The sequence below is a fragment of the Kitasatospora sp. NPDC043949 genome (assembly GCF_056435365.1).
The window spans coordinates 700-23976 of record NZ_JBWKEQ010000006.1 but is presented as its reverse complement, the minus strand read 5'-3'; the positions used below and the strand labels follow the sequence as shown (position 1 = coordinate 23976).

At 74.4% G+C, this 23277-nt stretch carries 18 protein-coding genes and 1 pseudogene; 4 read left to right on the top strand and 15 right to left on the bottom strand.

What is annotated here, in order from left to right:
* Positions 1 to 97 precede the first annotated feature (97 nt).
* The 4 genes from ald to AC07AL_RS07480 all read right to left on the bottom strand — a co-directional run bounded on the left by ald (position 98) and on the right by AC07AL_RS07480 (position 6269).
* Complete coding sequence (ald, locus tag AC07AL_RS07495; RefSeq protein WP_363624116.1) at positions 98 to 1213, bottom strand: alanine dehydrogenase; 1116 nt, start codon at positions 1211 to 1213, stop codon at positions 98 to 100.
* A 261-nt stretch (positions 1214 to 1474) separates the two neighbouring features.
* Complete coding sequence (locus tag AC07AL_RS07490; protein ID WP_363586995.1) at positions 1475 to 3673, bottom strand: tetratricopeptide repeat protein; 2199 nt, start codon at positions 3671 to 3673, stop codon at positions 1475 to 1477.
* Positions 3674 to 3848: 175 nt separating this feature from the next.
* Positions 3849 to 4496, bottom strand: coding sequence for an NUDIX hydrolase (locus tag AC07AL_RS07485; RefSeq protein WP_363586994.1), 648 nt, complete (start codon positions 4494 to 4496; stop codon positions 3849 to 3851).
* A 93-nt stretch (positions 4497 to 4589) separates the two neighbouring features.
* A complete protein-coding gene (locus AC07AL_RS07480) occupies positions 4590 to 6269 on the bottom strand; it encodes a CTP synthase (protein WP_363586993.1) in 1680 nt (559 codons plus the stop codon).
* A 720-nt stretch (positions 6270 to 6989) separates the two neighbouring features.
* Between AC07AL_RS07480 and AC07AL_RS07475 the strand changes: the two genes are divergently transcribed.
* On the top strand, positions 6990 to 8996 hold the full coding sequence (locus AC07AL_RS07475) for a glycoside hydrolase family 15 protein (RefSeq protein ID WP_400844681.1): 2007 nt from the start codon (positions 6990 to 6992) through the stop codon (positions 8994 to 8996).
* Between the two features lie 27 nt (positions 8997 to 9023).
* Here AC07AL_RS07475 and AC07AL_RS07470 read toward each other — a convergent pair whose 3' ends face one another.
* The 3 genes from AC07AL_RS07470 to yczE all read right to left on the bottom strand — a co-directional run bounded on the left by AC07AL_RS07470 (position 9024) and on the right by yczE (position 12991).
* Positions 9024 to 10202 carry a glycosyltransferase family 4 protein gene (locus AC07AL_RS07470; RefSeq protein WP_363589361.1) on the bottom strand — a complete coding sequence of 393 codons (1179 nt, stop codon included), beginning with the start codon at positions 10200 to 10202 and terminating at the stop codon, positions 9024 to 9026.
* A gap of 271 nt (positions 10203 to 10473) precedes the next feature.
* Entirely contained in the window at positions 10474 to 12207 is a 1734-nt protein-coding gene (gene recN, locus AC07AL_RS07465; protein ID WP_363589379.1) for a DNA repair protein RecN, read from the bottom strand.
* Positions 12208 to 12295: 88 nt separating this feature from the next.
* On the bottom strand, positions 12296 to 12991 hold the full coding sequence (gene yczE / locus AC07AL_RS07460) for a membrane protein YczE (RefSeq protein WP_400812510.1): 696 nt from the start codon (positions 12989 to 12991) through the stop codon (positions 12296 to 12298).
* 132 nt (positions 12992 to 13123) lie between these two features.
* Between yczE and yczR the strand changes: the two genes are divergently transcribed.
* On the top strand, positions 13124 to 14623 hold the full coding sequence (yczR, locus tag AC07AL_RS07455; RefSeq protein ID WP_363589363.1) for a MocR-like transcription factor YczR: 1500 nt from the start codon (positions 13124 to 13126) through the stop codon (positions 14621 to 14623).
* 19 nt (positions 14624 to 14642) lie between these two features.
* Here yczR and AC07AL_RS07450 read toward each other — a convergent pair whose 3' ends face one another.
* The 4 genes from AC07AL_RS07450 to AC07AL_RS07435 all read right to left on the bottom strand — a co-directional run bounded on the left by AC07AL_RS07450 (position 14643) and on the right by AC07AL_RS07435 (position 17468).
* A complete protein-coding gene (locus tag AC07AL_RS07450; protein WP_063349647.1) occupies positions 14643 to 15551 on the bottom strand; it encodes an NAD kinase in 909 nt (302 codons plus the stop codon).
* A gap of 93 nt (positions 15552 to 15644) precedes the next feature.
* Entirely contained in the window at positions 15645 to 16502 is an 858-nt protein-coding gene (locus AC07AL_RS07445) for a TlyA family RNA methyltransferase (RefSeq protein ID WP_363589365.1), read from the bottom strand.
* The gene (locus AC07AL_RS07440) at positions 16499 to 16687 is read right to left on the bottom strand and encodes a hypothetical protein (RefSeq protein WP_363589367.1); all 189 of its coding nucleotides are present in this window, start codon (positions 16685 to 16687) and stop codon (positions 16499 to 16501) included. The genes AC07AL_RS07445 and AC07AL_RS07440 overlap by 4 nt, the downstream gene beginning before the upstream one ends.
* A complete protein-coding gene (locus tag AC07AL_RS07435) occupies positions 16671 to 17468 on the bottom strand; it encodes a histone H1-like repetitive region-containing protein (protein ID WP_478317150.1) in 798 nt (265 codons plus the stop codon). Before AC07AL_RS07435 ends, AC07AL_RS07440 begins: the two co-directional genes overlap by 17 nt.
* 177 nt (positions 17469 to 17645) lie before the next feature.
* Here AC07AL_RS07435 and AC07AL_RS07430 point away from each other — a divergent pair, with 177 nt between their 5' ends.
* Positions 17646 to 17993, top strand: coding sequence for a sterol-binding protein (locus AC07AL_RS07430; RefSeq protein ID WP_478317149.1), 348 nt, complete (start codon positions 17646 to 17648; stop codon positions 17991 to 17993).
* A 95-nt stretch (positions 17994 to 18088) separates the two neighbouring features.
* Here the strand turns inward: AC07AL_RS07430 and AC07AL_RS07425 are convergent, their stop codons facing one another.
* Both AC07AL_RS07425 and AC07AL_RS07420 read right to left on the bottom strand, forming a co-directional pair.
* Entirely contained in the window at positions 18089 to 19126 is a 1038-nt protein-coding gene (locus tag AC07AL_RS07425) for an HAD-IIA family hydrolase (protein WP_363589373.1), read from the bottom strand.
* Positions 19127 to 19227: 101 nt separating this feature from the next.
* A complete protein-coding gene (locus AC07AL_RS07420; RefSeq protein ID WP_363589375.1) occupies positions 19228 to 19827 on the bottom strand; it encodes a tetratricopeptide repeat protein in 600 nt (199 codons plus the stop codon).
* Positions 19828 to 19919: 92 nt separating this feature from the next.
* Here AC07AL_RS07420 and AC07AL_RS07415 point away from each other — a divergent pair, with 92 nt between their 5' ends.
* Positions 19920 to 21290, top strand: coding sequence for a DUF1015 domain-containing protein (locus AC07AL_RS07415; RefSeq protein ID WP_363633569.1), 1371 nt, complete (start codon positions 19920 to 19922; stop codon positions 21288 to 21290).
* An 89-nt stretch (positions 21291 to 21379) separates the two neighbouring features.
* Here AC07AL_RS07415 and AC07AL_RS07410 read toward each other — a convergent pair whose 3' ends face one another.
* Both AC07AL_RS07410 and AC07AL_RS07405 read right to left on the bottom strand, forming a co-directional pair.
* Positions 21380 to 22291, bottom strand: coding sequence for a tetratricopeptide repeat protein (locus AC07AL_RS07410; protein WP_478317198.1), 912 nt, complete (start codon positions 22289 to 22291; stop codon positions 21380 to 21382).
* 234 nt (positions 22292 to 22525) lie between these two features.
* Positions 22526 to 23277: pseudogene (locus AC07AL_RS07405) on the bottom strand (hypothetical protein); the annotation flags it as partial.

Here is a 23277-nt window from a genome sequence, read left to right as displayed (position 1 = left end):
TCTACCGGATCGCAGGATCTCTGGATCACCGGATCGCAGGATCAGCGGATCTCTGGATCAGCGGATCTCTGGATCACCGAATCGCAGGATCACCGGATCAGGCGAGCACGCTCTCCAGCGAGACCGACTCCAGGCCGAAGGCCTCGGCCACGGCCGGGAAGGTGATCTGGCCCTCGTGCACGTTCAGGCCCTTGGCGAGCGCCGGGTCACGGCGCAGCGCCTCCTTCCAGCCGCGGTTGGCCAGCTCGACGACGTACGGCATCGTCGCGTTGGTCAGCGCGTAGGTGGAGGTGTTCGGGACGGCGCCCGGCATGTTGGCCACGCAGTAGAAGACCGAGTTGTGGACCTGGAAGGTCGGCTCGGCGTGCGTGGTGGCGTGCGAGTCCTCGAAGCAGCCGCCCTGGTCGATGGCGATGTCGACGAGCACGGAGCCCGGCTTCATGCGGGAGACCAGCTCGTTGGTGACGAGCTTCGGGGCCTTGGCGCCCGGGATCAGCACCGCGCCGATGACCAGGTCGGCCTCGATGACGGCCTTCTCCAGCTCGAAGGTGTTGGAGACGATGGCCTTGATCTTCGTGCCGAAGATGCGGTCGGCCTCGCGCAGCTTGTTGATGTCGCGGTCGAGCAGGGTCACCTCGTAGCCCATGCCGATGGCGATGGTGGCCGCGTGCCAGCCGGAGACGCCACCGCCGATGACGACGGCCTTGGCCGGGTGGGTGCCGGGCACGCCGCCGGGCAGCACGCCGCGGCCGCCGGCCGGGCGCATCAGGTGGTACGAGCCGACCTGCGGGGCGAGACGGCCCGCGACCTCGGACATCGGGGCGAGCAGCGGCAGCGCGCCGTTGCCGAGCTGCACGGTCTCGTACGCGATGGCGGTGGTGCCCGAGGCGATCAGCGCGTCGGTGCCGGCGCGGTCGGCCGCCAGGTGCAGGTACGTGAAGAGGGTCTGGCCCTTGCGCAGCCGGTGGTACTCGGAGGCGATGGGCTCCTTGACCTTCAGCAGCAGGTCGGCGGTGGCCCACACCTCGTCGGCGGTGGGGAGGATGGTGGCGCCGGCGGCCACGTACTCCTCGTTGGGGATCGAGGAGCCGACACCGGCGTTGTCCTCGATGTAGACCTCGTGTCCGTTGCGGACCAGCTCATGCACGCCGGCGGGCGTGATGGCCACGCGGTACTCGTGGTTCTTGACCTCGCGGGGGATGCCGACCTTCACGGCTAAACACGTCCTCTTGCCATGGGGGTCCCTACCGGAGAAGACCGGCGGGCGACGCGCACGTGGGGAAGCCTCCGGGGCAGCCCGGGGCGGGGATCGCTGCGCGACTGAGTTCGAGTGTAATGAAGCCCAGTCGGCGTGTCAGCCTTCCAAAGTGAATAAATCTGCCGAACACATTGGCAGGTTCGTAGGCTTCCCTTGCGATCTTCCCACCAAAGATGTGTTAACCGGGCATCTTCGACAATACCTCCGAAAGACCCCTCACCACCCGGCGTCGACCCGTTCCCGCAGGTCCGCGAGGGCGGCCCCGACGGCCTCCCGGCCGCGCTCGTCGCCGAGCCTGCGCAGCACCGCCAGCGCGGCCCGGTACTCGCGGTCCGCCTCGTCGAAACGGCGCTGCGCGGCGTGCGCCTCGGCCACCCGGGCGAGCAGCCGGGCCTCGGCGGCGGGCTCCCCCATCGACTGCCGCAGGCCGAGTGCCCGCCCGTACCAGTCGGCGGCGCGCACCGCGTCGCCGAGCGCCCGGTGGCAGCCGGCCGCACCCTCCAGGGCCCGGGCGCAGAGCGGTTCGTCCCCGGCCGTGCGGGCGTGCTCCAGGGCGGCCCGGTAGTGCGTGACGGCCTGCTCCCAGCGGCCCGCGGCGGCCTGTAGGTCGCCCAGGTTGAGCAGCGCGGCCGAGGCCCGGCGGGGTCTGCCGTGCCGCTCGGCGACGGTCAGCACCAGTTCGTGCAGCCGGTAGAGGTCGGCGGGGGCGGCGGCGCCGGTCAGCGGCAGCGCCCGCAGCAGCGCGGTGACCAGCCGGCCCGCCGAGCCGTCCAGGTCGCCCTGGCCGATCGCGTCGGCCACCGCCCCGAGCAGCAGGTCCCGCTCGCCGAGCAGCCACTCCCGGGCGTGCTCCGCCGAGCCCAGCCGCAGGGCGGCGGGCAGCGGGTCCGGCCCGGGGCCGCTGCCCGCCGGGTCCAGCAGGGCGCGGGCCGACTCGGTGAGCCGGACCAGCCGCTCCAGCAGCCTGGCCCGGGCGAGCTCGGTCTCGGCGGGCCGGTCCTCCTGCTCGCGCAGCCGGACCAGCCTCGGGTAGAGGCGCCCGGGCACCCGGTAGCGCGGGCTGCCGTCGGCGGCCGGCGCCTCCTGGCCGAGCAGCTCCCGTTCGGCCAGTGCGGCGAGCGTCACGGCCGCCTCCGGTGCCGGGCAGCCGACCAGGGCGGAGGCGGTGCGCGGGTCGGCGGTCTGCGCCGGGGCCAGGGTGAGGGTGCGCAGCATCCGCGCCTGGGCGGCCGGGAGGGTGCCGTACAGCAGGGTGAACGCGCCGATCAGCGGGTCGCTGTCGGGGACGGGCACCGGCTCGGCCGGCTCCGGGCCGGGCTTCACCCAGGCCGCCTGCTCCCCGGCCGTCTCGCCGGCGGCGGGCTCCGGCGGCGGGCCCTCGGCCGGCTTCTCCCCCAGCGGTGGGGGCGTCGCGGCCTTCCCGGGCGTCGACACCTGGGCAGCCTTCGGCCCCTGTACGGACTTCGCGGCCTTCCCCGACGCCGCGCCCTGTACGGGCTTCGCAGCCTTCCCCGGGGCCGCCCCCTGTACCGGCGTCGCGGCCTTCCCGGGCGTCGGCGCCTGGGCGGTCTTCGGCCCCTGTACGGGCTTCTCCGCCTTCTCCCCCTCCCCCTTCGGCACCGCCGACCGTGCCGACTCCTCGCCCACCACCCGGGTGAGCTCGCGCGCCGCCTCGGTGACGGCCGCCTTCGGGTCGCCGCGCAGCCATCCGGCCATCAGCCGCAGGGCGGCCGGCCGGGCCGCGCAGGCCTCCGCCAGGTCGGCGCCGCCGACCGGGTCGCAGGAGATCCGGGTGCCGCCGACCAGGTCGGCGAGCAGTTCGCCGGAGGCCTGCCGGTCGAGCCCGCCGAGGATCACCGGGTCGATGTCCTCGATGCCGGTGAGCGGCCCGGCGGTGGTGGCGAGCACCAGGCAGCCGGGTTCGTCCGCGAGCAGCGGCCACAGCTGCCCGGCGTCCCGGACGTCGTCCAGCACCAGCAGGACCCGGCGGCCCACGAGCGCCTCGCGCAGCGCGACGCAGGCGGGCTCGTCCCGCCCGTCCCCGGTGGCGCCGGGCAGCGGCACGGGGGCCTCGGGATCGAGCTGCTCCAGCAGCAGGCGGGCGGCCCGGGCGGGCGCCACCCGGCCGCCGTCGGGGGCGGACAGACGTGCGAAGAGCACACCGTCGGGGTGGTCCGCGGCGGCGGTGCGGGCGAAGCGGACCGCCAGCGTGGTGCGGCCGGAGCCGGGGCGACCGGCCAGGACCAGCACCGGGCTGCGGCCGGTGGCCGGGCGCGCGGCGGCCGCCCGCAGCGCGGCCAGTTCGGTGCGCCGCCCGACGAACAGCGCGGGCCCGGCCGGCAGCCGGTCGAGGCCCGGAACGGCCCCGACGGGCGCGTCGGGGCCGGGGTCCATCGTCGCCGTCTTCCTCGCCACCCGTGCCACTCCCGACGTCATCCGGCCTCAGCGGAGGCGGCCCGGGACGGGCGCCCTGTCTGCGAAGCGTAGTTCGACCGTCCGGCTCAGCCGAGGTGACATCCGGTCGTACGAACCGGTAAATCACCCTTGCGGATCAACAGCAGGGTGCTCAGGAGGCGTACGGGCCGTTCGCTCACCCCTCGAAGGGCCGGGCCGGCCAGGGCGAGTCCGCCGGGCGCAGTCCGTCCAGCCCGTCCGGTCCGGTGAGCGCGGCGTGCACGGCGAGCGTGCCGGTGACCAGGGTCGGGTTGTGCAGCCGCCCGGCGTGGATCAGCCGGATCAGGTCGGACACCGGCACCCAGGCGACCTCGATCTCCTGTTCCTCGCCCTCCGCCGCGTAGCGCTCGCCCTCGGCCTCCGCGAGGTCGGTGGCGAGGAACATCCGCAGCGCCTCGTCGGTGCCGCCCGGGGAGGTGTAGTAGTCGGCGAGGATGCGCCAGGTGCCGGCCTTGCAGTGCGCCTCCTCGTACAGCTCGCGCTGCGCGGCGTGCCACGGGTTCTCGCCGGGCACGTCGAGCAGGCCGGCGGGCAGCTCCCACAGGCGCTGGCGGACGGGGTGCCGGTACTGCCGCAGGATCAGCACCCGCTGCTTGTCGTCCAGGGCGAGCACGGAGACCGAGCCGGGGTGGGTCTGGTAGTCGCGGCGGGCCCAGCTGCCGTCGGGCATCCGGACCTCTTCGCTGCGCACACCGGTGACCTTGCCCTGGAACGGCGTCCGGCTCTCCCGGACCTCCCACTCCTCGGCCACGTCGGCGATCCCCTGGTCGCGCTGCTCGTCCATCGCTCTCCCCTTTTCGTCAGTACGACACAATCTAACGCCGGACGGCGGCCCCGCGGGAATCGCGGGGCCGCCGTCCGGTGAACGACCGGCGACTTACTCGGCCGCGGTGCTCTTGATCTCGATGGCGGCCTTGACCAGACCCGCGAACAGCGGGTGCGGGCGGGTCGGGCGGGACTTCAGCTCCGGGTGGGCCTGGGTGGCCACCAGGTACGGGTGCACCTCGCGCGGGTACTCGACGTACTCGACCAGGTCGCCCTTGGGGGAGAGGCCGGAGAACTGCAGGCCGGTCTTCTCGAGGTCCGCGCGGTAGGCGTTGTTGACCTCGTAGCGGTGGCGGTGGCGCTCCTCGACGTACTGCTCGCCGCCGTAGACCTCACGGACGATCGAGCCCTCGGCGAGCTTGGCCGGGTACAGGCCCAGACGCATGGTGCCGCCCAGGTCGCCCTTGCCGTCGACGATGGCCAGCTGCTCGGCCATCGTGGAGACGACCGGGTGCTTGGCGGCGGCGTCGAACTCGGTGGAGTTGGCCTCGGGCAGGCCGGCCAGGTTGCGGGCCGCCTCGATGACCACGCACTGCAGACCCAGGCACAGGCCGAGCAGCGGGACGCGGTTCTCGCGGGCGAAGGTGATGGCGCCGACCTTGCCGTTGACGCCGCGGTCGCCGAAGCCGCCGGGGATGCAGATCGCGTCCACGTCGCCGAGCTGCGCCCGGGCGCCCTCAGGCGTCTCGCAGTCGTCCGAGGTCACCCACTTGATCTCGACCCGGGCGTTGTTGGCGAAGCCGCCGGCGCGCAGCGCCTCGGTCACCGACAGGTAGGCGTCCGGCAGGTCGATGTACTTGCCGACCAGGGCGACCTTGACGATGTGCTGCGGCTCGTGGACGCGGCGCAGCAGGTCGTCCCAGGTCGTCCAGTCCACGTCGCGGAACGGCAGGTCGAGCCGGCGCACCACGTAGGCGTCCAAGCCCTCGCCGTGCAGGACCTTGGGGATGTCGTAGATCGACTTGGCGTCGATGGCCGCGACCACGGCCTCCTCGTCCACGTCGCACATCAGCGAGATCTTGCGCTTGATGGCCTGCGGGACCTCGCGGTCGGCGCGCAGCACGATGGCGTCGGGCTGGATGCCGATGTTGCGCAGCGCGGCGACGGAGTGCTGGGTGGGCTTGGTCTTCAGCTCGCCCGAGGGGCCGATGTACGGCAGCAGGGAGACGTGCACGAAGAACACGTTGTCCCGGCCGACCTCGTGGCGGACCTGGCGGACGGCCTCCAGGAACGGCAGCGACTCGATGTCGCCGACGGTCCCGCCGACCTCGGTGATCACCACGTCGACGTCCTCGGTCGCCATCCGGCGGATCCGGGACTTGATCTCGTTGGTGATGTGGGGGATGACCTGGACGGTGTCGCCCAGGTACTCGCCGCGTCGCTCCTTGGCGATGACGGTGGAGTAGACCTGGCCGGTGGTGACGTTCGCCGAACCGTGCAGGTTGGTGTCCAGGAACCGCTCGTAGTGGCCGATGTCCAGGTCGGTCTCGGCGCCGTCGTCCGTGACGAAGACCTCACCGTGCTGGAACGGGTTCATGGTGCCCGGGTCCACGTTGAGGTACGGGTCGAGCTTCTGCATGGTGACGCGCAGGCCGCGGGCCTTGAGGAGCGCGCCGAGGCTGGAGGCGGTGAGGCCCTTGCCGAGCGAAGAGGCGACACCCCCGGTGACGAAGAGGTGCTTGGTCGTCACGGCGCGGCCGTTCGCTGCCTTGCCGGAATGGGGCTGTGCCAAGAGGGGGCTCCCGTGGGTCGCGTGTCGAAGGTGACGTGGGCGGGATGCTCTCGACTCGCCGAACGACGGGAGGCGGTGCGGTGCACGGCACTCGGGGGGTCGTCGATTCGGCTGGTCCGGGGCGTTTGATCCCACCGGTCCACGGGATACCAGGGTATCAGTGACGCGACCGGGACGCCTTCCGGCCCGCTCGCGGCGCCCCGGGGGCGTGCGCGGGGCGCACCACCGGCGCATCATCCGGCGCAGCAGTCACACCGGTCGCACCCCGGCCGGACCGGGCCACTTCGGAGCACTCCGTTCGGGCCATGACAGCCCCTCCACTGGGACCAGCCGGAACTGATCCGTCCGGACCATCCTGCCCGGCGTCCTCGCGATGCACGGCATTTCCGCCGAATTGTGGCGCCACACGAGGCTGCGCCCGCGTGCTTCGCCCCTTTCGTCCGTCGTAAGCTGCACGGACGCATCGCCGACAGCACGAGCACGCGGAGGGCGTGGGAGGTCAGGACACTCCCGGTCCCCGATGCGCGACCGGACCTCCCCGTATTCCAGCTCCTCCCCTCCCACCCCAGGGGCTCGACCGAGCCCCGCGCGGACACTCCAGCAAGGCCCGCCACCACCCCTCGGCGAGCCGGACGTCCCGGGGTGGGCTCCGGCCCCGCAGACCGCTCGCTCCCCCAGATCGCCGATGCGTCGTGACCACATTGCGAACTGGAGATCCACGTGGCCGGCCGTATCGAGGACTACGCACTCATCGGGGACATGCAGACCGCTGCCCTGGTCAGCAGGGACGGGGCGGTGGACTGGCTCTGCCTGCCCCGCTTCGACTCTCCGGCCGTGTTCGCCGGCCTGCTCGGCACCGATGAACACGGCTTCTGGCGGATCGGTCCGGCCGAAGCCGTCGCGACCGAAGTCCCCACCCCCGCGGCACCCCCCACCCCGGCCGCCCCCGCCCTCGGCCTCCCCCGCTTCACCGACACCGCCGATCTGAGGGTCCCGCCGCCCACCGCGGCCGCCCCCGCGGTGCCCGCCGACCGCCGCCGCTACCGGGGCGACTCGCTGGTTCTGGAACAGGAGTGGGACACCCAGGGTGGCACCGTCCGGGTGATCGACTTCATGCCGCCGCGCCCGCTGGCCGGCCGCGACGCCGTCCCCCAGGTGATCCGGATCGTCGAGGGCGTGTCCGGCACCGTCCGGATGCGCTCGGCGGTGCGGATGCGCTTCTCGTACGGGCGCATCGTGCCCTGGGTGCACCGGGTCGAGCAGGCCGGCGGCGGCCACCGGACCGTCGCCGTGGCCGGGCCCGACTCGGTGTGGCTGGACGGCGAGTCCGAGACCTACGGCCGCGACCTGACCACCTACGCCGACTTCACCGTCACCGCAGGCGAGCGGATCGCCTTCGCGCTGACCTGGCAGGCCTCCCACCTGGACGCGCCGAAGGCCCCGGACGCCGAGGAGATGCTCGACGCCACCACCGACTTCTGGCACGAGTGGGCCGCCCAGTGCACCTACCAGGGCCCCTACCGCGAGGCCGTGATCCGCTCCCTGATCACCCTCAAGGGCCTCACCTACGCCCCCACCGGCGGCATCGTCGCCGCCCCCACCACCTCGCTGCCCGAGGACATCGGCGGTGAGCGCAACTGGGACTACCGCTACACCTGGCTGCGCGACGCCGCGATCACCCTCTCCTCGCTGCTGCGCACCGGCTACCGCGACGAGGCCAAGGCCTGGCGCGAGTGGCTGCTGCGCGCCGTCGCCGGCGACCCGGAGAACCTCCAGATCATGTACGGCATCGCCGGCGAGCGCGAGCTCACCGAGTCCTCGCTGGACTGGCTGCCCGGCTACGAGGGCTCACAGCCCGTCCGGGTCGGCAACGGCGCGGCCGGCCAGCTCCAGCTGGACGTCTACGGCGAGGTCGTCGAGGCCCTGCACCTGGCCCACATGACCGGCCTGGTCCGCAACGACCACGCCCACCACCTCCAGCTGCGCCTGATCGAGTACCTGGAGGACCACTGGCAGGAGCCGGACGAGGGCATCTGGGAGGTCCGCGGCCCGCGCCGGCACTTCGTCCACTCCAAGGTGATGGCCTGGGTCGCCGTCGACCGGACGATCAAGCTGCTGGAGCAGACCCCCGAGGACGCCCCCTCCGACGGCCACCTGGAGCGCTGGCGCGAGCTGCGCGAGACCATCCACCGGGACGTCTGCGAGAAGGGCTACGACCCGGAGCGCAACACCTTCACCCAGTACTACGGCGGCAAGGAGCTGGACGCCTCGCTGCTGCTCATCCCCCAGGTCGGCTTCCTGCCGCCGGACGACAAGCGCGTCATCGGCACCATCGAGGCGATCCAGCGCGAGCTGTCCACCGAGGACGGCTTCGTGCTGCGCTACCCGACCCACGACGAGAGCGGCAACAACGTCGACGGCCTCTCCGGCCACGAGGGCGCCTTCCTGGCCTGCTCGTTCTGGCTGGCCGACGACCTCGCCATGATCGGCCGGGTGCAGGAGGCGCGCGAGCTGTTCGACCGGCTGCTCGCGCTGCGCAACGACCTCGGACTGCTCGCCGAGGAGTGGGACCCGCGGCTCAAGCGCCAGGTCGGCAACTTCCCGCAGGCCTTCAGCCACGTCCCGCTGATCGACACCGCACTGCGGCTGACCGCCTGCGGCGGCGCCTACCTGTCCGCCCAGCCGGACGGCCTGGCGGCCGAGCGGGTCGAGCAGGCGACGGTCTAGCAGCCCGGCGGCCGGCGGTCCGGCGGCCTAGGGCCGCTGGACCAGCTCGTCATAGGTGCTGAGCACCTGGGCGACGGTGGCGGCCTCGTCCGGCCAGGTCTCGGCCTGCTGCCGGCCGGCCGCCACCAGCCGCTCGCGGCCCGCCGGGTCGGCCAGCAGCCCGCGCACCGCCCGGCCGATCGCGACCGGGTCGCCGGCCGGCACCAGCACGGCCGCGTCGCCGACCAGCTCGGGGATCCCGCCGACGGCGGTGGCGACCACCGGCACGCCGGCCCGCATCGACTCCTGCACCACCAGCGAGCGGGCCTCCCAGCGACTGGCGACCACCACCACGTCGGCGGCCGCCAGCAGGTCGGGCACGTCGGTGCGGAAGCCGAGCAGCCGCACCGGCAGCTTCTCGGCGGCGACCCGCTCGCGCAGCCCGGCCGCCTCCGGGCCGTCCCCGGCGACCAGCAGCAGCGGCTCCGGGTCCAGCACGGACAGCTCGCGGGTGGCGTCCAGCAGCAGCCCGAAGGCCTTCTGCGGGACGAGCCGGCCGACCGCCAGCACCAGCGGCCGGTCCGGGCCGTCGCCGAGCAGCGCGGCGCGCGCCGCGGCCCGGTCGAGCCGGCCCTCGGGCATCGGCGGGGCGGCCACCGGGCCGAGCCGGGCGTCGGTGGCGCCCAGCTCGCGGGCCCGGGCGACCAGGTCGGAGGAGGCGCCGAGGACGAGGTCGGCGGCGCGCGCGACCCGGCGCTCCATCAGCCGCTGCAGGCGGCGTTCCAGGCCGGTGGCCAGCAGCGCGTGGTGGGAGGTGACCACCAGCGGGGTCTCCGGGCGCAGGCCCGGGAAGCGGCCTGCCGTGCGCAGGGCGAGGTCGGCGAGCAGTCCGGCGCGCAGCCCGTGCGCGTGCACCACGTCGGCGCCGGTGAAGGCCCGGCGCAGCTCACCGATCGCGGTGGCGTCACTGCGGGCGCCGGCGGTGGGGGTGATGTCGACGGTGTGGAACCTGGCGCCGGTGCGGGAGAAGCCGAACAGCGCGTCCGTGCCGGCCGGGGCGCACACCGTGACGATCACGCCGTGCGCGACGAGGCCCTGCGCCAGGGAGCGCACGTGGGCACCGATGCCGCCGGTGCTGGCGGCCAGGACGAGTACCACGTGCAGTTGTCCCGGTTCTGGGGTGGCAGCGGCGGCCCGGGCGGCGGAATGGTCCACGTTCTCTCGCATCCGACTCGATCAGGTTCGCGCGCCGCTTCGCGAGGGTTGCCCGTCGGCGGCGCTCGGGACTGGAAAGCCAATGTCCAGCCGCCACCATGCCAGGTCGGCGGCCCTCTTGGACAGTCGGCGCCACCAGGGGCGCGTCGCCTTCCGTCCGCAAGGGCCACCCGACCCTGTCGGCGGGTCGGGCACCCCGGCCAGGACCTGTCGCAGCAGGTCCGGCCGGGCGCTCGACGCGAAGTGCCCCAGGCCCTGTCCGGCAAGATCGGCCGGACACGCCCTAGCGGTGGCGCGGGGCCCGGGCGGCGGCCAGCAGTTCCTCGGCGTGGGCCCGGCCGAGCTCGGAGTCCTCCAGTCCGGCCAGCATCCTGGAGAGTTCGCGCACCCGCTCCTCGTCGTTCAGCACCTTGACGCCGCTGCGGGTCACGGTGCCGTCGTTGGTCTTCTCCACCACCAGGTGCCGGTCCGCGAAGGCGGCGACCTGCGGCAGGTGGGTGACCACCACGACCTGGGCGGATTCGGCCAGTTTGGCCAGCCGGCGGCCGATCTCGACCGCGGCCTTGCCGCCGACGCCCGCGTCCACCTCGTCGAACAGGTAGGTGGGGACGGGGTCGGCGCCCGCGAAGACCACCTCGACGGCGAGCATCACGCGGGACAGCTCACCTCCCGAGGCGCCCTTGGCGATCGGGCGGGGCTGGGCGCCGGGGTGCGGGGCGAGCAGCACCTCGACCTCGTCCACGCCGTGCGGGCCGTAGGCGACGGTGCGGCCGTCGACCTCGATCCCCGACAGGTCGTCGACCTGGGCGATCGAGAAGGTCACCCGGGCGTGCGGCATCGCCAGTTCGGCGAGTTCGGCGGAGACGGCCTCGGCGAAACGCCCGGCCGCGGCCTGCCGGGCGCCCGACACCTCGGCCGCCAGCTCGGCCAACTCGGCCCGCAGCGCGGTCTCCTGGGCGCCGAGCCGGTCGATCCGGTCGTCGTCGCCGTCGAGTTCGGCGAGCCGGGCGGAGCCGGCCTCGGCCCAGGCGAGCACCTCGGCGAGGGAGTTCTCCGGGCCGCCGTACTTGCGCAGCAGCTGGGCCAGGACGGCCCGGCGGTCCTCGACGACGGCGAGCCGGACGGGGTCGGCGTCCAGGTCGTCCGCGTAGCCGGCCAGGTCGCCGGCCACGTCGGCGAGCAGGTAGCCGACCTCGTTGAGGCGGTCGGCGAGGCCGGCGAGGCGCTCGTCGTGGTGGCGCACAGCGTCCAGCGCGCGGCGGGACTGCGCGAGCAGGGTGCCCGCGTCCAGTGCCTCCGGGTCGGCCGGGTCCCCGGCCAGGGCGGCGTGGGCGAGGGTCGCGGCGGAGGACAGCGCGTCGGCGTGGCCCAGCCGCTCGGCCTCGGCGGCCAGCTCCGTGTCCTCGCCGGCCACCGGCTCGGCGGCGGCGATCTCCTCCAGGCCGAAGCGCAGCAGATCGGCCTCCTGCGCGCGTTCACGGGCCCGGGTGGTCAGCTCCTCCAGGGTGGCCGAGACCTCGCGCAGGCTCCGGTAGGTCTCCCGGTAGCGGGCCAGCGGTTCGGCCACCGCCTCGCCCGCGTACCGGTCCAGCGCGCCGCGCTGGCGGGCCGGGCGCAGCAGCCGCTGCTGGTCGGTCTGGCCGTGCACGGCGATCAGTTCCTCGCCGAGTTCGGTGAGCAGCCCGACCGGGACCGCCCGCCCGCCGACGTACGCCCGGGAGCGGCCCTCGGCGGAGACGGTCCGGCTGATCAGCAGGGCGCCCTCGTCCAGTTCGGCCCCGGCCTCGGCCGCGCGGATCGCCGCCGGGGAACCGGCGGGCAGCTCCAGCCGGCCCTCGACGACGGCGCGTCCGGTCCCGTTGCGCACCAGGCCCGGGTCGGCGCGACCGCCGAGCAGCAGGCCGAGGCTGGTCACGACCATGGTCTTTCCGGCGCCGGTCTCACCGGTCACGGCGGTGAAGCCGGGGGCGAGTTCGACCACCGCGTCGTCGATGACCCCAAGATCCCGTATCCGCATCTCGTCCAACACGGAGACGACCTTACGAGGTTCCACCCCCGGCGCGCGACGAGCGGCAACGCCGCGCGGCAACTCCGTGCCCGGAAGTTCACCCCTTCCGGGGCGTTTGCCCGGGTCCCGGTACCGTGCACCACGGCAGGAAGATCTGCACCAGCGGGCCGATCGCCAGTGCGTACGCGACCGTGCCGACCCCGGCGGTGCCGCCCAGCAGGACACCGGCGACCAGCACCGTCACCTCGATGCCGGTGCGGATCAGCCGCAGCGAACGCCCGGTGCGCCGGTGCAGGCCGGTCATCAGGCCGTCGCGCGGGCCGGGGCCCAGGCGGGCACCGATGTAGAGGCCGGTGGCCAGGCCGTTGAGCAGGATCGCGGCGGCCATCAGCGCGATCCGGGCGGGCAGCCCGTGCGGGCCGTCGACCATCCGCAGCGTGAGGTCCATCGAGGCGCCCAGCACCAGCACGTTGGCGACGGTGCCGACGCCCGGGCGCTGGCGGATCGGGATCCACAGCAGCAGGACCAGGGCGCCGCAGATGGTCACCCAGGTGCCCACCGAGAGGCCGGCGACGCGTTGCAGGCCCTGGTGGAAGACGTCCCACGGGTCGAGGCCGAGGCCGGAGCGCAGCATCAGCGCCATGCTCGCGCCGTACAGGTAGAGGCCGACGGCGAGCTGCGGGATCCGGCGGCCCAGGGCGTGGGTGTCGCCGAGCACCCGGGCGGCGAGCGGGGGCCGGGCGGCCTCCGGGGCGGGTTCGGACGTGGTCGTGGGCGTGGTCGTGGTGGCCATCGGGCGCTCCTGCGGGTGGTGCTGCACCCCGGGCGGCCCCGGCGGTGGCGGACTCGACGGCCGCACTGCCATGATGGTCAGGCCAATAGAGCCCGCTCCAGGGCCAATTTCGAGCAAGTGGACTGATCAGCCTTGGCCGACTGGCACACCACCATCACCCCGCCCGCGCTCGCCCGGCTGCTCGCCGCCGCCCGGCTGCCCGAACCGGCCACCGCCCGCCGCCCCGCCTACCGGACCCTCGCCGGGCAGATCCGGCTGCTGGTCACCGAGGGCCGCCTGCCGGTCGGCGCCCGGCTGCCCGCCGAACGCGAACTCGCCGGCGCCCTGGAGCTGAGCCGCACCACCGTCGCCACCGCCTACGAGACCCTGCGCGCCGACGGCTACCTGCTCAGCCGCCGCGGCGCCGGCAGCTGGACCGCCCTGCCCGAGGGCGCCCCGCCGCCCAGCGACGCGCTGCACCCCGTCCCCCCGGACGAGCAGGGCCGCACCCTGGACCTCGGGGTCGCCGCCCTGCCGGCCCCGCAACCGTTCCTCGGCGAGGCCACCGTCCGGGCCGTCGAGCAGCTGCCCTGCTACGCCGCCGGGCACGGCCACTACCCCACCGGCGTCCCGGTGCTGCGCGAGGCCCTCGCCCGCCGCTACACCCAGCGCGGCCTGCCCACCACCCCCGACCAGATCCTCGTCACCACCGGCGCGATGGGCGGGCTGCACCTGGTCCAGCGGGCGCTGATCGGTCGCGGCGACCGGGTCGCCGTCGAGGCGCCCAGCTACGCCCACACCCTTCAGGCGCTCCGGATCACCGGCGCCCGCCTGGTGCCGGTGCCGTACGGCTACCGCCCCCAGCCCGAGTGGGACCTCGCCGAGTGGCGCGGGGTGCTGCGCGGGGCCGCGCCCAAGGTCGCCTACGTGATCCCCGACTTCCACAATCCGACCGGTGCGCTGATCGGCGAGGAGCAGCGCCGCGAGCTGCTGGCCGCCGCCCGAGCCGCCGGCAGCATCGTCCTGGTCGACGAGACCACCGCCGAACTCGGCTGGGGCGTACCGGAGTCCGTCCCGCTGCCGCGCCCGATGGCGGCGCTGGACCGGTCCACCCAGGTGGTCACCGTCGGCTCGGCCAGCAAGCTGCTCTGGGGCGGCCTGCGGATCGGCTGGGTCCGGGCCGCGCCCGCGCTGGTGCGCCGGCTGGCCGCCGACCGGGTCTACAGCGACGTCGGCACGCCGGTCCTGGAACAGCTGATCGCCGCCGAACTGCTGGGCGAGCCGCTGCCCGCCGTCCGGGCGCACCAGCTGGACCGGCTGCGGGCGACGGCGCACGCCTTCGCCGCCGCACTGCCCGAGCACCTGCCGGGCTGGTCGTTCACGCCACCGCCCGGCGGCCTCTCGCTCTGGGTGTCCACCGGCGGGCTGTCCGGCGCGGCGCTGGCCCGGGCCGGGGAACGCGCCGGGGTGCGGATCGCCTCGGGCAACCGGTTCGGCTCGGACGGCGCGTTCGAGCACCACATCCGGATCCCGCTCACCGTGCCGGCCCCGGCCGTCCCCGCCGCCGTGCAGCGGCTCGCCGAGACCGCCGCCCGGGCGACGGCGGGCGGCCGGTACGGGCCGCCCGGCGACACCCCGCCGCTGGCGATCTGACCGGCGAACCGACGGGCGGTCAGCAGTGGGTGTTCGCCCGCCCGCGCCAACCCGTCACCGGCAGCGCGAACTTGGCCACCAGCCGGTCGGTGAACGGCGCCCGGTGCAGTCTGGCCAGGCGCACCGGGGTCTGCCCCCGGCGGACCTCCACCCGTGCGCCGGCGGGCAGTTCGACCGTGCGCCGCCCGTCGCACCAGAGCACGCCGTGCGGGGTCTTGGGCTGCACCTCGACGGCCAGCACCGAGTCCGGCGAGGTCACCAGCGGGCGGGCGAACAGCGCGTGCGCGGAGATCGGCACCATCAGCAGCGCCTCCACCTCCGGCCACACCACCGGCCCGCCGCCGGAGAACGCGTACGCGGTGGAACCGGTCGGCGTCGCGCACACCACGCCGTCGCAGCCGAAGTTGGAGACCGGGCGGCCGTCCACCTCGGTCACCACCTCCAGCATCCGCTCCCGGGACGCCTTCTCTATCGACGCCTCGTTCAACGCCCAGTCCTGGTGCACCACATCGCCGTTGGTGCGGACGATGACGTCGATCGTCATCCGCTCCTCGACCTCGTAGTCGGCGTCGACCACCCGCTCGACCACCACGGCCAGATCGTCCCGCTCGGCCTCGGCGAGGAACCCGACCCGGCCCAGGTTGATCCCGAGCATCGGCAGCCCGTGCTCGCGGGCCAGCTCCGCCCCGCGCAGCAGCGTCCCGTCCCCGCCGGCGACCAGGATCAGCTCGCAGCCGTCCGCCGCACCCGGCCCCCCGGCCACCTTCTCGACCCCGTCCGGCAGGTCCAGGTCCAGCGCCTCGGAGGCGAGCAGTCTGATCCGGATGCCCGCCTTCAGCAGCCCGTGCACCAAGGCCTCGACGCTGCGCAGCGCCGCCGCCCGGCCGGTGTGCGCGATCAGGAAGACCGTACGTTCTTCATCGCTCATGCCGCTGCCCTCTCCCTCACGCCTGCCGGGTCGCCTTCGGCCCCGGTACGGCCGCGTCACACAGCATGACGGACCGGACGCCCCCACAGCACCCTATCGGGGCCCCTCCGCGACGGCCCGGTCCGCCTCGGCGGGATCCAGCTGCGGGGCGTCCCGGCGCAGCCACAGGAAGTACTCCACGTTCCCGGACGGGCCCGGCAGCGGGCTCGCGGTGACGGCGCGCACGCCCAGCCCGAGCTCCCACGCCTGCCCGGCGACCTGGCGCACCATCTCGGCGCGCAGCTGGGGGCTGCGCACCACCCCGCCGCTGCCCAGGCGCTCCTTGCCGATCTCGAACTGCGGCTTGACCATCAGCACCAGGTCCGCGTCCCCGGCCGCGCAGGCGGCCAGCGCGGGCAGCACCAGGCCCAGCGAGATGAACGACAGGTCGCCGACCACCAGGTCGACCGGGGTGCCGCCGATCAGCCCCAGGGTCAGCTCCCGGACGTTGGTGCGGTCCATCACCGTCACCCGCTCGTCGCTCTGCAGCGACCACGCGAGCTGCCCGTAGCCAACGTCCACCGCCAGCACGCCGGCCGCGCCGGCCCGCAGCAGGACGTCGGTGAAGCCGCCGGTGGAGGCGCCCGCGTCCAGCGCCCGGCGGCCCTCGACCACCAGGCCCTGCGGGACGAAGGCGGCGAACGCCCCGGCCAGCTTGTGCCCGCCGCGCGAGACGTAGTCGGGGTCGTTGTCGTCCTCGGCCACCACGACCGCGGCCGAGGTCTCCACCTGGGTGGCCGGCTTGGTCGCGGTGGTGCCTCCGACGGTCACCCGGCCGGCCGCGATCAGCTCGGACGCGTGCTCACGCGACCGGGCCAGCTTGCGGCGGACCAGCTCCGCGTCGAGTCGGCGTCGTGCCACTGCCACTGGTGTTTCAGCTCCTACGGGTCCTGCGGGTCGTTCCAGGGTCATTCCTGGTCGAGCGCGGCCAGCGTGTCGGCCAGCCGCTGGTGAACATCTTCGTACACCTCGACGTGTGCCTCGGCCGGGACCCCGTCCAGGGCCTCCAGCCGGGCCAGCCCGGCGTCCACGACGGGGTGGCCGGTCGGGGTCGGTTCCACGCCGAGCGGTTCGACGGCTTCAGCTGGTCCGGTCATCGGGCTTCTTCGTGCTGGTGGCCTTGCGGACGGTGGTCTTCTTCGTCGCCGTACGCTTCGCGGGCGCCTTGGGCTGCGCGGGCGGCTCGGCGGCGGTCTGCTGCGCGGTGGCGGTCTTCTTGACGGCCGTCTTGCGCACGGTCGTCTTCTTGGCGGCCGTCTTCTTGGCCACCGGCTTCTTGGCCGCCGCCTTCTTCGCCGGGGTCCGCTTCGCGGCGGCCTTCCCCGGTAGCGACGGCCGTACCGGCGGGACGGGCGGGTCGACCTCGACCGGCTCGTCCACCTCCACCCGTTCGGCCACTACCGGCTCCCCCGCCGCCGGGGCCGCCGGCTGCTCGTCCGCCCGCTCCCAGCCGCGCCCGAACAGGTCGTCCGCCCGGGGCGCCGGCGCCGGCTCCGCCGCCTCGTCGAACCCGGCCGACCGCACCGCGGGCTCGGCCTCCTCCTCGACCTCGCGCAGCTTGCTCTCCAGATAGGCGAGCACCACGCCGACCTTCATCACCTGGTCGCCGACCTTCTCGAAGGCCTTCTCCACCTCGCCGCGCGCCACCCCGACGGCCAGGTCCACCCCGGCCCGCCCGGCGGTGACCGCCTCCTCCGCCAGCGTCTGCAGCGTCTTCGCCGACGGCGGGAACTGCCCGCCGAGCCGGCGCTCGACCTCGGTGACGTCGACCCCGGTCCGCTCCAGGATCACGGCCGCCGTCCCGACGACCCGCTTGCCGACCTCCTCCGCCAGCCCGGCGGCGACCTCCACCACTCCCCGCACCGTCCTCGGCAGCATCCGGGTGCCTCCTTAGCGCCTGCGCGCATCGCTCCGTCGCCGTCGGTGCCCGGGCCGATCCGGGCACCCCACGGACGACGCTACCGCCAAAACCCGCCTGCGGTACCGTGGCCCGGCAGGGACCATCGCCGTCACCTGCCGCAACCACCAGGGAACCCAGGGAGGGGAACCACCGCCATGGCCAACGCCGAGGAGTGCCGCGAGGCGCTGGAACAGCTCAGCCGGAACATGGCGAAGTCCACCGGTGACGTCCGCAGGGCGGCCGCTCTCGACCGCTCGCTCAGCTGCCGGATCACCGACCTCGACCTGACCTTCACCGGCCAACTGCGCGACGGCCGGATCCACGACCTCGCCTCGGCCCCCGGCGCCCCGGCCGAGAAGGCGGCGATCCGGCTCACCATGAACAGCGACGACCTGGTCGCCGTGGTCTTCGGCGGGCTCAACTTCGCGTCCGCCTGGGCGGGCGGCCGGATCCGGCTGGAGGCGAGCTTCCGCGATCTGCTGCGGCTGCGCACCCTGCTCTGAACCCGGCCGCCGTGGTCCTTCCCTCTTGGACCCGAGCGCTCCGGACCCGAGTGCTCCGGGCCCGACCGCCCTCGCGTTGAGCGCCGCGCGGCGGCTCAGAACCCCAGCTCGGCCAGGGCCTTGCGCCCGTCGGCCGGTGCGCCGTCCGCGTCCAGCGCCGTCCACGCCGCCGCGCACAGCGCCCGCAGACCGTCCCAGCGGTCCCCGCCGCCGTCCAGCCGCAGCACGCCGCCGGCGGCCGACGCGACCCAGCCGCCGCAACCGAAGCCGTCCGCCCCGGTCGTGACCGCCGGGTGCGGCTCCAGCAGCCCGCGCAGGTCCGCCGACAGGTAGGTCGGCCGGTGCTCGGCCGGGGCCGCCAGCAGCTGCGCCGGGGTGGTCACCCCGGTGAAGACCAGCAGGCTGTCCACCCCGCCGTTGAACGCGCCCTCGATGTCGGTGTCCAGCCGGTCGCCGACCACCAGTGGCCGCCGCGCACCGGTCCGCAGCACGGTCTCCCGGTGCATCGGCGGCTGCGGCTTGCCCGCCACCACCGGGTCCACCCCGGCGGCCGCCCGCACCGCCGCCACCAGCGTCCCGTTGCCGGGCGCGATGCCGCGCGCGGTCGGGATGGTCAGGTCGGTGTTGGAGGCCACCCACGGCAGCCCCTGCTGCACCGCGTACGCGGCCTCCGCCAGCTGCGCCCAGCCGACCGACGGGTCGTAGCCCTGGACCACCGCGAGCGGCTCCTCGGCCAGCGAGCGGACGGCGACCAGCCCGCGCTCGGCCAGAGCCTCCTCCAGCCCCGGGCCACCCACGACCAGCACCTTCGCCCCGGCCGGCACCTTCTCGGCGACCACCCGGGCGGCCGCCTGCGCCGAGTTGATCACGTCGGCCGGCTCGGCCGGCACGCCCAGCCCGGTCAGGTGCTCGGCCACCACCCGCGGCGGGCGGGAGGCGTTGTTGGTCACGTACGCGAGCCGCATCCCGGCCGTCCGGGCGGCGGCCAGCGCGTCCACGGCGTGCTCGATCGCGTGCGGGCCCGCGTAGACCACGCCGTCCAGGTCCAGCAGCGCCGTGTCGTACGCCTCGGTCAGCGGCTGCTCGCTGCCGCCGGGGGCGGTCCGTCGCACGGTGGTGGCCGTCTCGGTCATGGCTGCGCTACCTCATTCACTGCGTCGTTCACTTCCTCGGGTGCCCCCGAGCGGGTGGCCCTTGAGCCGGTGGGCCCTTGAGCGGGTGGGCCCCGAGCCGGTCAGACCTCGTCGTCCGCACCGGCGTCGCCCGTCGGCGCCCCGTCCGGGCCCGGCGGGGGCGCCAGGTACCCGGGTGCCCCGGGCAGCAGCGGGCCGAACGCCCCGGCGCGGGCCGCCAGGGTCGCCCTGGTCTGCCGCAGCGCCGCCTGGTAGTGCTCGGTGCCCGGCCGCATGGCCACGGCCAGCGCCAGGTGCTCGGCGGACGTCTCGAAGTCGCCCAGCCGGGCCGCCGCGACGCCCCACCCGAACTGAGCGTAGTCGTCCGACGGATCGGCCAGCGCGACGGCCCGGAAGTTCTCCAGCGCCGCCGCGTACGAACCGGTGTCGAACTGGGCTCGCGCCAGCGTCTCCCGGATGCTGCGCGACTGCGGCTCGGCCGCCGCCGCCCGGACCAGCAGCTGCTCGGCGGCCGCCGGGTTGCCCTGGGCCAGCAGCCTGCCGCCGCGCCGGAACCAGTCGTACACGTCCCCGGTCGGCTCGCCGGAACGCCCCTGCGCCGGCACGCCGCCGTGCGCCGGAGCGCCCCCGCCGCCGACGCCGGCCGGCCCGCCCTGCTCGGCCGGGCCGCTGCCGTCCAGCCGTTCCTGCCCGTCGTCCATGCGGTACCTCGCCCTCGGTCGCACACCCGTCCCACAGGTCAGCACGGGTATTCCGATCTCTCAACAACGCGTACCCGGTTACGATGCCCAGAATGAGCACACCCAGTGCAGAAGACGGAGTCGAGACTCCCGAGGGCAGCCCCGGCAATCCCGGGCACGTCGCCACCGCAGGCCTGTCCCTGTCACCCTTCCGAGGCCTGCGCTACGTCCCCGATCGGGTCGGTGCCCTGGCCGCGGTCATGTCACCGCCGTACGACGTCGTCGACCCCGGCCGCCGGCTCGACCTGGAGACCGCCGACCCGCACAACGTGGTCCGGCTGATCCTGCCCAGGCCCGAGCCCGAGGACGCCGGCGATCGGCCCGACCGCGACACCAAGTACCGGCACGCCGCCCGGCTCCTGGCCGCCTGGCAGCGCGAGGGGATCCTCGCCGCCGACGCGGCGCCCGCGCTCTACGTCTACGAGCAGCGCGTGCCCGCCACCGGCGACTCCCCCGAACTGCTCCAGCGCGGGCTGATCGGGGCCCTCGCGGTGAGCGGTCGCGAGGCCGGCGTGGTCCTCCCCCACGAGGACGTGATGCCGCGGCCGGTCGCCGACCGGGTCGGCCTGATGCGCACCACCCGGGCCAACCTCGAACCGCTGCTGCTCACCTACCGCGGCGGCGGCGGCGCCTCCGGCGTCATCGAACGGACCGTCCAGGGCGAGCCGCTGCTCTCCACGGCCACCAGCGACGGCACCCACCACCGCCTCTGGGCCGTCGCCGACCCCGCCGAGATCGCCGAGATCAGCCGCGACCTCGCCACCTGCCGGGCCCTGATCGCCGACGGCCACCACCGCTGGGAGATGTACCTCCGCCTCCAGCGCGAGCACCGCCACCTGCCGCGCAGCCCGTGGGACCGCGGCCTGGTGCTCCTGGTGGACACCGCCCGCTACCCGCTGCGGGTCCGGGCCATCCACCGGGTGCTGTACCGGCTGCCCGTGGCCGAGGCACTGGAGAGGCTCGGCGACCAGTGGAAGGTCAAGGAGGTCCCCGGCCCGCTGACCGCCGCCCTCCAGGCGCTCGCCGAACAGAAACGGCACGGCGGCAACGGCTTCATACTGACCGGCGGGGACGGCGTGTACTGGCTGCTCGGCGAGCCCGAGGAGGCACTGCTCGACGCCACCGTGCCGCACGACCGGCCCGAGGAGTGGCGCCACCTGGACGCCACGGTCCTGCACGCCACCCTGCTCGACCGCACCTGGCACGTCCCCGACGGCCCGGACGACATCGGCTACCTGCACACCGCCGCAGCCGCCGAGCAGGAGGCCGCGCGCACCGGCGGCACCGCCGTCCTGCTGCACCCGGTCCGGGAGAGCGTGGTCCGCAGGCTCGCCGAACAGGGCGTCACCATGCCGCGCAAGTCCACCTCCTTCGGGCCGAAGCCGGCCACCGGACTGGTGCTGCGCAACCTCGAACTGGGCTAGGTTCCCCGCCGAAACGCGAAGAGGCCCTGCCTGCTTCCCCTGGAATTCCAGGGGAAGCAGGCAGGGCCTCACTCGTCGGTCGGAGCCGCTCAGCTGCGGGCGTCGCCCTTGGCCTCGGCGTCAGCCTTGGCCTCGTCCTTGGCCTCGGCGGCGCGCGCGGGCACCACGCCGTCGAACTCCTCGTCGATCTCGAGGTCGTCCTCGTCGTAGTACTCCTCGACGTCCTCCTCGTCCTCGAAGATGACGCGGTCGTCGGAGGCCTCGCCGCCGCGCTTCTTCGCCGGGGCGTCGGCCTGCTCGGACTCCTCCTCGGCCATCTCCGGGTCGAGCGCGTCCACGAACTCCACGCCGTCGATCTCGGCCAGGCGCTCCGCCGCGTTGGTCGTGCCGTCGGTGTCGGCCTCGGCCGCCTTCGCGAACCAGTCACGGGCCTCGTCGCCACGGCCGGCCGCGATCAGCGCCTCGCCGTAGGCGTACCGAAGACGCGCGGTCCACGGGTGCACGGCGCTGGAGGCCAGCTCCGGGCTCTGCAGGGTCACCACGGCCGCGTCGAACTGCTCCATGTCGGAGCGGGCGCCGGCGGACACCAGGCGCATCTCGACCTGGCCGGCCTTGTCCAGCTGCTTCACCTCGGGCTCACCGGCCATCGCCAGTGCCCGCTCCGGACGGCCCAGACCGCGCTCGCAGTCGGCCATCACGGGCCACAGGTCCGCGCGGCCGGTCATCCGACGGGCGGCACGGAACTCGGTCAGCGCCTCGGAGTACCGCTGCGTCATGTACGAGGCGAAACCGGCCGCCTCACGGACGGCGGCCACGCGGGAGGCCAGACGGAGCGCGACGCGGGAGAACTGGTAGGCCTCCTCCGGCTCGGTGTCGAGCAGGCGGGCCACCATCACCAGGTTGCGGGCGACATCGTCCGCGAGCGTCTTGGGAAGGCTCTTGAGCTCCTGGCGCACGTCCCCGTCCAGCTCGAAGCCGGTGACGTCCTCCGGGATCGGCAGGCGCTTGACGGGCTCGTAGTTGCCACGACGGTCGTCGTAGCCGCCCCGGTCGTCACGGCGGTCGTCGCGGTTGCCGCGGTAGCCGCCGCGGTCGTCCCGACGGTCGCCGCGGTCGCGGTTGAAACCGCCACCGGACGGGCGGTCGTCACGGCGGAAGCCGCCACGGTCGCCACCACGGTCATCGCGGTTGAAACCACCCGACGGGCGGTCCCCACGGTCACGGTTGAAGCCACCGCCGGAGGGGCGGTCGTCACGACGGAAGCCACCGCGGTCGTCGCGGTCACGGTTGAAGCCACCACCGGACGGACGGTCGTCACGACGCGGACGGTCGTCACGGTCACGGTTGAAACCGCCCGGACGGTCATCGCGACGGAAACCGCCACCACCGGACGGGCGGTCGCCGCGGTCGCGGTTGAAGCCGCCACCGGAGGGGCGGTCGTCGCGACGGAAGCCACCACGGTCGCCACCACGGTCATCGCGGTTGAAACCACCCGACGGGCGGTCCCCACGGTCACGGTTGAAGCCGCCACCGGAGGGGCGGTCGTCACGACGGAAGCCACCACGGTCGCCACCACGGTCATCGCGGTTGAAACCACCCGACGGGCGATCGCCACGGTCACGGTTGAAACCACCGCCCGAGGGGCGGTCGTCACGACGGAAGCCACCACGGTCGTCGCGGTCACGGTTGAAGCCACCACCGGACGGACGGTCGTCACGACGCGGACGGTCGTCACGGTTGAAGCCGCCACCGGAGGGGCGGTCGTCGCGACGGAAGCCGCCACGGTCGCCACCACGGTCATCGCGGTTGAAACCACCCGACGGGCGATCGCCACGGTCACGGTTGAAGCCGCCACCGCCCGAGGGGCGGTCGTCACGACGGAAGCCACCACGGTCGCCACCACGGTCATCGCGGTTGAAACCACCCGACGGGCGGTCCCCACGGTCACGGTTGAAGCCACCGCCGGAGGGGCGGTCGTCACGACGGA